Origin of the sequence: Pleurocapsa sp. CCALA 161 (assembly GCF_003003995.1) — a bacterium.
Classification (GTDB): Bacteria; Cyanobacteriota; Cyanobacteriia; order Cyanobacteriales; family Xenococcaceae; genus Waterburya.
This window is the reverse complement of the sequence record NZ_PVWF01000150.1, coordinates 1-9,323: the sequence shown is the minus strand read 5'-3', so window position 1 is coordinate 9,323 and position 9,323 is coordinate 1. Positions and strand designations below refer to the sequence as shown.

10 protein-coding genes and 1 pseudogene are annotated in these 9,323 nt (G+C 40.1%); 4 read left to right on the top strand and 7 right to left on the bottom strand.

All coding sequences use genetic code 11. The annotated features are described in order from the left end of the window. The 5 genes and pseudogenes from C7B62_RS27270 to C7B62_RS22370 all read right to left on the bottom strand — a co-directional run. Positions 1 to 124 (bottom strand): annotated as a pseudogene (locus C7B62_RS27270) (PH domain-containing protein); the annotation flags it as partial. Next, the gene (gene rnpA, locus C7B62_RS22385; protein WP_106242630.1) at positions 114 to 485 is read right to left on the bottom strand and encodes a ribonuclease P protein component; all 372 of its coding nucleotides are present in this window, start codon (positions 483 to 485) and stop codon (positions 114 to 116) included. The gene rnpA and the pseudogene C7B62_RS27270, both read right to left, overlap by 11 nt. 14 nt (positions 486 to 499) lie before the next feature. Continuing rightward, on the bottom strand, positions 500 to 637 hold the full coding sequence (rpmH, locus tag C7B62_RS22380) for a 50S ribosomal protein L34 (RefSeq protein ID WP_106242627.1): 138 nt from the start codon (positions 635 to 637) through the stop codon (positions 500 to 502). A gap of 230 nt (positions 638 to 867) precedes the next feature. Beyond that, positions 868 to 1,407 carry a DUF2808 domain-containing protein gene (locus C7B62_RS22375; protein WP_106242624.1) on the bottom strand — a complete coding sequence of 180 codons (540 nt, stop codon included), beginning with the start codon at positions 1,405 to 1,407 and terminating at the stop codon, positions 868 to 870. A 206-nt stretch (positions 1,408 to 1,613) separates the two neighbouring features. After that, positions 1,614 to 2,012, bottom strand: a complete 399-nt coding sequence (locus C7B62_RS22370; protein ID WP_106242621.1) for a hypothetical protein — start codon at positions 2,010 to 2,012, stop codon at positions 1,614 to 1,616. Positions 2,013 to 2,074: 62 nt separating this feature from the next. Here C7B62_RS22370 and ispF point away from each other — a divergent pair, with 62 nt between their 5' ends. From ispF to C7B62_RS22350, 4 genes are all read left to right on the top strand, one after another. Further along, complete coding sequence (ispF, locus tag C7B62_RS22365; protein ID WP_106242618.1) at positions 2,075 to 2,554, top strand: 2-C-methyl-D-erythritol 2,4-cyclodiphosphate synthase; 480 nt, start codon at positions 2,075 to 2,077, stop codon at positions 2,552 to 2,554. 286 nt (positions 2,555 to 2,840) lie between these two features. Continuing rightward, positions 2,841 to 3,581, top strand: coding sequence for a peptidylprolyl isomerase (locus C7B62_RS22360; protein WP_106242615.1), 741 nt, complete (start codon positions 2,841 to 2,843; stop codon positions 3,579 to 3,581). A 14-nt stretch (positions 3,582 to 3,595) separates the two neighbouring features. After that, entirely contained in the window at positions 3,596 to 6,637 is a 3,042-nt protein-coding gene (locus tag C7B62_RS22355) for a peptidase domain-containing ABC transporter (protein ID WP_106242612.1), read from the top strand. Positions 6,638 to 6,861: 224 nt separating this feature from the next. Beyond that, entirely contained in the window at positions 6,862 to 7,290 is a 429-nt protein-coding gene (locus C7B62_RS22350) for a hypothetical protein (protein WP_106242609.1), read from the top strand. Positions 7,291 to 7,340: 50 nt separating this feature from the next. On the opposite strand, the gene cydB is transcribed toward C7B62_RS22350, so the two are convergent. Together cydB and C7B62_RS22340 are read right to left on the bottom strand one after the other, a co-directional pair. Continuing rightward, on the bottom strand, positions 7,341 to 8,348 hold the full coding sequence (gene cydB, locus C7B62_RS22345; protein ID WP_106242605.1) for a cytochrome d ubiquinol oxidase subunit II: 1,008 nt from the start codon (positions 8,346 to 8,348) through the stop codon (positions 7,341 to 7,343). A 153-nt stretch (positions 8,349 to 8,501) separates the two neighbouring features. Next, a partial coding sequence (locus tag C7B62_RS22340; RefSeq protein ID WP_146132178.1) for a cytochrome ubiquinol oxidase subunit I occupies positions 8,502 to 9,323 on the bottom strand: 822 nt, incomplete at its 5' end.

The following is a 9,323-nucleotide window of genomic DNA, read 5'->3' as shown; positions in this document are numbered from 1 at the left end:
AGGCTCTAACGATTGCACCTACGGTTAAGGGAATGCAGATTACGGTAAATGCTAAAAATATATTAAAAATTAAATCTCCAACGTGGGGACCACCTTCGTAATAAACCTCTTCTTTAATACCCATTGATTATTTTTGCTTGTTTTAATAACTCTTCTAATTCTCGCAAAAAATGTTCATATTTGCATTCAATTGCTTTGGGTCTAACTACAATTACGATTTGCCAACCAGCTTTAATTTCCTGTAAATGACTTCTAATTACTCCTTTGATTTGTCTTTTAATTCGATTGCGAACTACGGCTTTTTTACTGACCTTCTTGCTAATAGAAATGCCAAAGCTACTGGCTGGAGTAGAATCCGTACTCTTTGTCTCTCTATAGGCAAGGGCAAACAAAGTTAGATGGGGACTGTAACGACGGATGCCCTGTGCGTAAACAGCCCTATAGTCTCCTCGATCTCTCAATCGATGGGATTTTGGTAGTCCCAACTCAAATACTCAAACTAAACTGATAAACGATGACGACCTTTTTTGCGCCGAGCGGAGATTACTCTTCTGCCATTACTGGTACGCTTACGAGCGCGAAAGCCCGATTTTCTTTTTTGTTTGCGGGAAGTTCCGCCTAAAGTACGCTGGGTCACTGGTTATTTCCTCTATAAACTACAGTCAATGTGCTTGACAAAAAGCCACAATCTGTAATTTTACAATAAAATTACTGACCTTTTTTGATTTAATAGATATATTTTAGCTATGAGCTATAGTTTACGAGCTTTATGTCGCTTGCAAAATAGGAAAATAAACCTATTTTTATAATCTTTAAATACTGCCAAAGGTTGAATCGGCAATTTTAACCACTTTAAAGACATCTCATCTATGGATTAATACTAATCACCCAAGCACCAACTTGTTGTGGGACAGGCGCGTTGACCGCAGGAAACACCTTCGCATAAAAATAGTACGTTCCCACATCTGGGTTTTTTACGTTAGAAAAGACTAACTCAAGTTTTTTAGGGTTCAAAAGAGGTTGAGCCAAGTCAATTTGGATCAAGTGATTTTTTTCGTCCCAAACCACATTTTTAAGTGGTAATGAATTATCTTTTTTACCGTTGACTCTAACTTCAATTTTATCGGTGTTAAACTTACCATCGAAATAGTCGGGATAGGAAATGACAAACCGAGTAGCACCGTTGGGTAGTTTCTTTTGGGGAATTCTCAGACGATAGCGATCGCGACCTTCGGCAACACCACCAAAATCGAGATAGTAATTAAGAATGTCTACATCTCTATTGCCAAAGATAACTAAACCAGGAGTACCTTGGGCTTTGGCTATGGTGTGGACTCCTGTAACAGTTGCCCCAGCTAAGGTTAAAGTGATAAGTAACGATTTAAAAAGAGATTTAGAGTTAAACATAGTTATTTTGATTTTGAATTAAGAGTTTATTGCAGCGCTTTGATCTTGAGCTTTGACAATCATGCAGTTGTCTTAGCTAGGCTATCAAACAATCAGACGAACTGTAGAGTCAAAAGTGCCACTTACCTAGTCGGCAAAGATTAATCGGAAATTAAAGTAGCGAGAATTGCCCACTACTTTTGAACTTAACTGTAGTTAACAATCAACTAGAATTTAAAACCTAATTGACCATTAATACCGCGAACGGAATGATATCCGCCACCAATAACTATTTTACCTGCGCCGATATGAACACCTCCTGAATAGGCGATCGTTTCATCTCCAGTGTAGTAACCAAGTCCTAAATAAGGAGAAACCACAGGAAAACCAATAAACGTGAGGAAATCTGCTCCCGTAGCACCTTCTTCTCCTGTACCAATCTCTAGACCTGTGCCAGCAAATCTGACCCCAGCACCATAACTAACTAGATCGTCAACTGAGCCGATTGTTCCCCATACTTCGGGTAAAATTTGACTTGAAGCAGGAGTAGCAATTGTAAAAACGCAAGCAGTTAAGACGCTCGTCAAGATGGTTTGGCGAGAAAAAATACGAAGGCGATTTAGCATACTTTTAATACTCCAACAGTAAATTTAATCCATAAACTAATTTAGGATAATTCATTCAAACAATGAACATTCGTATTGGCAATGGCTATGACATACATCAACTGGTAGCAGACAGATCATTGATTCTGGGAGGAGTCAATATTCCTCATCGATTGGGGTTATTAGGACACAGCGATGCAGATGTCTTAACTCATGCAATCATGGATGCTCTTTTGGGTGCTTTAGGTTTGGGAGATATTGGACATTATTTTCCCCCTAACGACCCTCAATGGAAAGGGGCAAACAGTATCATGCTTCTGGAACAAGTTTTATCAATTATCCAATCTCAGGGGTGGCGAATTGGTAATATTGATTCGACGATAGTAGCCGAACAGCCAAAGCTCAAGCCTCATTTAAAATCTATGCGTTTTTCTTTAGCCAAAACTATGGCTTTAGACCTAGAGCAAGTGAGCATTAAAGCAACCACCAACGAAAAGTTAGGTCCTGTTGGGAGGGAAGAAGGCATTTGTGCTTATGCAGTGGTTCTACTATTTCGTGCTTAAGGCGTAGGACAATTCAAATTCACCAAGAGATTGCGCACTTACGCACTGATTAATTTAATTAATTTAATCAGACTGAAAAAGCTGCAAAGATGTGTCATTCTAGGCAAACTAGGTTAAATTAGGGGAGCAAAATTGTGGAGAAAGCTTAAATCTAGGCAGATTCTGTCGATCAAATCAAAAAGTTATAGCGTAAAGTTGTAATTTAAGTCGATCATCATAAAATTAATTGTAATCAATTGTAATTATCTGTATTTATTAGCCTATCATCGTCGGTAACTCAAAAAATATGAGTGTAGTTTTAGAAGTAGATAACCAAGTTTATACAGCGGAGGATCTAGTTCCTTTGCTAATTCAATATCAAATTTTACCCAAGCTTGCCCAAGAAATTTTAACGGATCAAGCGATCGCCGAAATTAAATGTAGCGAGGAAGAAAACAGCACAATCTTCGAGCAGTTTTGTCAACAGAATCAGCTTGAATCTGAAGAACAAGTGCAAGGATGGTTAGATAAGCAGGGCATCAACCGCCAGCAATTGCAAAATCTAATCACGAAAAAATTAAGAATAGATAAATATAAACAGGAAACTTGGAAAGACCATGTAGATGCTTATTTTATTCAGCGCAAGTCTCAACTAGACCGTGTGGTTTATTCGTTAATTCGAGTCGAAAAAGCAGAGGTTGCTCAAGAACTATATTTTCGTATTAAGGATGACCAAAATGCCTTTAGCGCCCTAGCAATGGAATATTCACAGGGTACGGAAGCGCAAACTGGAGGAATAATTGGTCCAGTAGAAATTAATGCACCTCATCCTAAAATTGCTCAAATTTTGACCACCTGCCAGCCTGGTCAATTAATTCCTCCTACTCGTGTTGGCGAATGGATTGTCATTGTGCGCTTAGAGAATTATATTTCAGCCAAACTCGATCAACCCATGCGACAAAGAATGCTAGATGAGTTGTTCAATCGCTGGCTTAATGAATCAATTCAGCAAAAAGTATCGTTCTTACCTAGCCCAGTAACCTCTTAAGGCTTATCTAACTCATGACCAATACCAATATCAATACTACCAAGATTGTCGAGCAGTTCCTTTCACTAGTTCCCCAATTCAATCAACTTTCTCCCGAAGCGATCGCGCAAATCGCTCCCCATTTAAAACCACTGCGGTTTGGGGTGGGCAAAGTGATGATTATGCGGGAAAAAATGCAAGGGCAGGTAGCAATTATTTCCGAAGGAGAAGTCAGGCTACTGGGTTATGACCCTCGTACCAAAATGCCTACCACCTTAAATAAGCTCAAACCAGGAGAAATAATTGGCTGGGTTAATCTCGCGCGGGGAATAGCTTGCGAGACAGCGATGGCAAGTACAGAAGTAGTTTGTCTTGCTCTTGATAATGAATATTTTTTACAGCTGCTCGATCAATATCCTGAGTTAGCAGCCGAGTATCGACTGAAACCTGCCCAGGTCGAAATTTTTGATCTTTTAGGTATTCAGCTAGAAAAACAGGCTCAAGGTGATTGGGAACTGACAGAATTGGCGAATAAGCTGGCGCCAATGGCACGGGTACATTATCTTGCCCCTGGAGAGCATCAGTTAAATGGAGAAACTGCCAAGCCGTTAACAGATCCTAGTTTGGTTTGGTTGGTCAGTGGTGGTTCGGTGGATCGGTTTTCGGTAGGTGAGCGTCTAGAACTGACTAAGGATATTCAGACTGTTACTGTCTCAGGTAATCAACCAGCCCGCCTGATCTCTATTCCGAAAGTCTACTGGTTTGCAGAAGGTGCAGAAGAAGATCAAAACAATGCTTTTGATGAGTTTTTGCAAGATGATCACGAAATCGTACCTAGTCTAGATTTAGCAGAAAGCGATTTTGATGATGCGGAAGGATTGGGAGAAGGTTACGCGTTTAGGGGTGAAGAGGAAGTTCCTGAGACAGCCAAAAAAGAATATCCTTTTTTCCGTGGTAAGACTCCTCTAGAAGTGGGAGTAGCCTGTTTTCAAATGTTGAGCAAGCATTTTGGGATGCCATTCCGTAAAGAGGTAATTAAGCGGGTGTTGGTAGAACAGCTAGAGCGATCGCCTACTCTCTCATTACCTTTATGTGGTGGTATTTCAGAATTAATGGGGCTGAATCCTCAGTTAATCAATATTCCTGCTAAGGCAATTACTCGTTTGGAAGGCCCTTGTTTAGTTAATTGGCAAGATAGTTTGGCTATTATTTATGAACTGAATGAGGAAGAATTGGTCATTGCCGTCCCTGAATTGGGTGTACGTCGCTACAAACCCCAAGACTTTATTGACACCTGGGGCGATGGTGGCGAAGTATTGTTACTTAAGAAAACCAAGGACACGCCCCAAGAAAGATTTGGCTTAAATTGGTTTTATCCTGCCCTGCAAAAATACAAGCGGGTATTAATCGAAGTTTTTATTGCTTCGTTCTTTGTTCAGTTATTTCAACTAGCTAATCCCTTGATGATTCAGGTCATCATTGATAAGGTGATTAGCCAAAATAGTCCTGATACTCTTTGGTGGCTAATTGGATTTCTGGTTGTCATCAATATTTTTGAGGCTTTATTAACAACTTTACGTACGTACCTCTTTGTTGATACCACTAATCGGATCGATTTAAGCCTGGGTTCAGAAATCATCGATCACTTGCTAAGACTACCTCTGCGGTATTTTGAACGGCGACCTGTTGGAGAAATTTCCACCAGGGTTAATGAACTAGAAAAAATTCGTCAATTTTTAACAGGAACAGCCCTAACGGTGGTTCTTGATTGTGTATTCTCGGTCTTATATGTATTGGTCATGTTGGCATATAGCCCTATATTAACGGCGCTATCCCTGGCAATTATTCCCGTATTTATTGGTTTAACCCTCATTTTCTCGCCCACAATTCGCAAGGAGTTGAGAGTTAAAGCCGAACGCAACGCCGAAACTCAGTCCTATTTAGTCGAGATTTTAACTGGAATTCAAACGGTCAAGGCACAAAACATTGAACTGCGATCGCGTTGGAAATGGCAAGAACGTTATGCCCGCTATATTTCTACTGGATTTAAAACGGTTATCACCTCTACCCTAGCGAAATCTGCTAGTGACTTCTTAAATAAAATTTCGCGAGTTTTAATTTTAGGGATGGGTGCTTATTTAGTTCTGGACGGAAAACTTACTTTAGGTCAATTAATCGCCTTCAGAATTATTGCTGGTTATGTTACCACTCCTGTAATGCGTCTGGCGACCTTATGGCAAAATTTCCAAGAGACTGCCCTATCTTTAGAACGTCTAGCTGATATTGTCGATCACCCCGAAGAAGGTGAAGAAGATCGCAATAACATTCCCATGCCTGCCATCAAAGGTCGAGTCAAATATGACAACCTTTCCTTCCGCTTTAAAAGCAGTGGCCCATTACAACTAAAAAATGTTACCACCGAGTTTGAGCCTGGAACTTTTGTGGCTATTGTGGGAGAAAGTGGTGCAGGTAAAAGCACCATGACTAAGCTGTTATCGCGCCTCTATGAACCCGAAGGGGGCAGAATTTTGGTTGATGGGTATGATATTAACCGTGTGGAACTTTATTCACTACGTCGTCAGATTGGAGTGGTGCCACAAGAAACTTTGCTATTTGAAGGCTCAATTTTAGACAATATTGCTCTAACGAATCCTGATGCTACTACCGAAGAAATTATTGCTGCCGCTCAAATTGCTGCTGCTCATGACTTTATTATGACTCTGCCCAATGGCTATAACACCAGAGTAGGAGAGAGAGGATCGGCACTTTCTGGGGGTCAAAGACAGCGGATTGCGATCGCGCGAACAATTCTCCAAGCACCAGCGATGATGGTACTAGATGAGGCAACTAGCGCTCTAGATTTTGCTACCGAGCAAGAGGTATCTCGTAATCTTAAGGAGGCGCTTAAAGGACGTACTGTATTTTTTATCACCCACCGTTTGGGTACGATTAAAAATGCCGATACGATTGTCATGATGGATGCAGGTTCAATTGTCGAGCGAGGTACTCACGAAGAATTAATGGCACTCAAAGGTCGCTACTGCTATCTTTATCAACAGCAAGAATCATCTGTTTAAATAGCTTTGATCACTAGCTTCAATCACTTAATTGCTTCAATTGTTAGCCTGAGATCTAGTCAGGCTATTTTTATAACTAAAATTAGTAACGCTTATTTGACTTTGGTTAGTTCTCAGCAGAGGATAAAGATTGATGCAGTAATTTTCTAGTATTTTTTAGCAAAAATCTAGACAAGCTGATAGTTAGCTGCTAAACAAAAGTCAGAAGATTTAGATTGGGTTATATGTTTGATTTTGGTGATAATCGACCAGAAATTGCTGAACAAAAATGGCGATTGCAACTTGATCTGTTCGTGAATAACTACGAACAACAGCTTGCAGCTTTAGCTTGGGGATTACAGCAAGAATGGGGGGAAAGCAATGATGTTTTGGGCATTGATTTGCAGCCGACACCACATTTTGTTGCCTGTTCTCAAGACAGCCTCGAAAAATTAAATCAAAATACTCGGGGTATTGTTCAGGAGATACTGGGTATTGTTGACAATTATGATCCAGCCGTCGAGGTGGTAATTGTCGGAATTGGGAAAGGACAATTAAAATTAATTAACTTCCAACCTAAAATAACTCCTGCTGAATGTTTTATTGCTATGAATAGCGATATTGATAGCTTAATTATTGATTTAGAAACAGCATTAATTGAGTATATTAAATAACTTTAGTTCGGGTAAAGAACATTAGCTAAGAGCTAGGGCGAAGCCCTTTACTAATATTCTTCGGTAATAACTTTCCCCTTAAAGACAATATAGTTGTATATATTGTAAGCCAACATGATAGGAATCAAAAAACCAATAAAAACAATCATGAAAACTAGAGAACTAGGACTAGCCGCAGCTTGATAAATAGTGATTTGGGTGGGAATGATATAAGGAAAGACAACTAAACCTAAGCCAAGAAAAGACAGCAAAAACAACAGTAAAGTCCAGATAAAAGGTCTAGTTTCTTGTTGAGCAAAAAGACTTTTAAGTAATAAAAAAATTAACAAAGCACCCAGCAGAGGAATAAGAGCAAAAATATACACTAAAGGAGCATCAAATAGCTTTTCTCTGGCACTTTGAGAAAATATCGGGGTTGTTATCGTTAGATATACTGCCCCGATGAAAGTGGTAACCGCTGAAATTTTGGCAGTTAAATTATGAGTAGTTTGTAGCTCTCCCTCAGTTTTTAAAATCAAATAGGTTGAACCGATTAAGACATAGCCTTGAATTAAAGTTAAAGCAACTAAAAGCGATCGCAAACCTAACCAATCCCATGTTCCGCCGATGAAATGACCAGCAGTATCAACATTAATTCCCTGTAAAATACCACCCAGGGCAAATCCCTGTCCTAAGGCAGCTAGGAAACTACCTCCACCAAAAGCGACATTCCACAACAACTTTGTATTAGAGTGTTCGCGAAACTCAAACGCCACCGCACGAAAGATTAAGCCAAAGATCATAATCATGATCGGGATATATAAAGCCTGAAGAATTGTGCCATAGGCTAAAGGAAAAGCGCCAAATAATGCTCCTCCCATTAAAACTAGCCAAGTTTCGTTGGCATCCCAAACATTTCCTAAACTAGTCATTAGTATACTCCGACGTTCTTCACTGGAGGCTGTAATCGAAAGTATACCTACTCCTAGATCAAAGCCATCCAACATCACGTAGAGAAATAAAAACAACGCCAAGATGGCAAACCAAACTTGAGGGAGAAAATTATCTAAAGCTTCCATATCTTTGATTACTAATTAGTGATTATTTGCGAACCTGAGGCGGACGCGGACGCGTTAGCTGATCCTTTAGGGCTTGCACTCTTGTCCTTAAGTCAATGAGGATATCGCATTGAGTGTATCCTTGAGGACTGCTCATTGCTCATTGCTCATTGCTCATTGTTGAGCTTCTGCGGGACGGCTATCGGGAATAGGTTCTGCTGACGTAGTCTTTAAGTCGGGAGAGACATCTTTACCAGGAACAGGTAAATCAAAATTTGGTCCCTTGCGAATAATACTGCTACCGAAGTACAGGGCAAATACAAACAAGATGCTATAAACGATCGCAAAAGTAATTAAAGAAGTTAGCACATTCTCAGGAGGTAGTTGAGAAGCAGCATCAACGGTACGAATTTCGCCGTATACTGTCCAGGGTTGTCTACCGACACAGCGCACAATCCAACCGCATTCAACGGCAATATAGCCTAAAGGTGCTGAAAATAGCCAAAGTCTTAATAGCCATTTTTGCTGTGTAATATCTGTCGCCGATAGTTTGCCTCGTAGCCACTGTAAAACGCTAATTGCCATTAATCCTGCCAGAATGAAGCCGATGGCAATCATGATTCTAAAGGCATAGTAAATTAAGCCAATTTGATGAGGTCGATCTTCAGGAGCATATTCTTTTAAGCCTAATACGGGTTCTGAAAGTTGAGGCTTAATTTCCAGAATATAGCTCAACAAACCTGGAATTGAAATTTCCCAATCATTTTTCTCTTGCCGATCATTAGGAATAGCTAGCATACTCCAAGAAGGTGATTCTCCCGCAGGGATCGTTGACCATTGTGCTTCCATTGCCGCTAGTTTGGTCGGCTGATAATGATATACTTGCTCGCCACTTAAATGTCCAATATATAGCTGGATAGGAGTAACAGCGATCGCGATCGCCAAAACAATTTTAAAAGAAAGGGTGAAAAATTCTGGATGGCGTTTGTTGAGTAA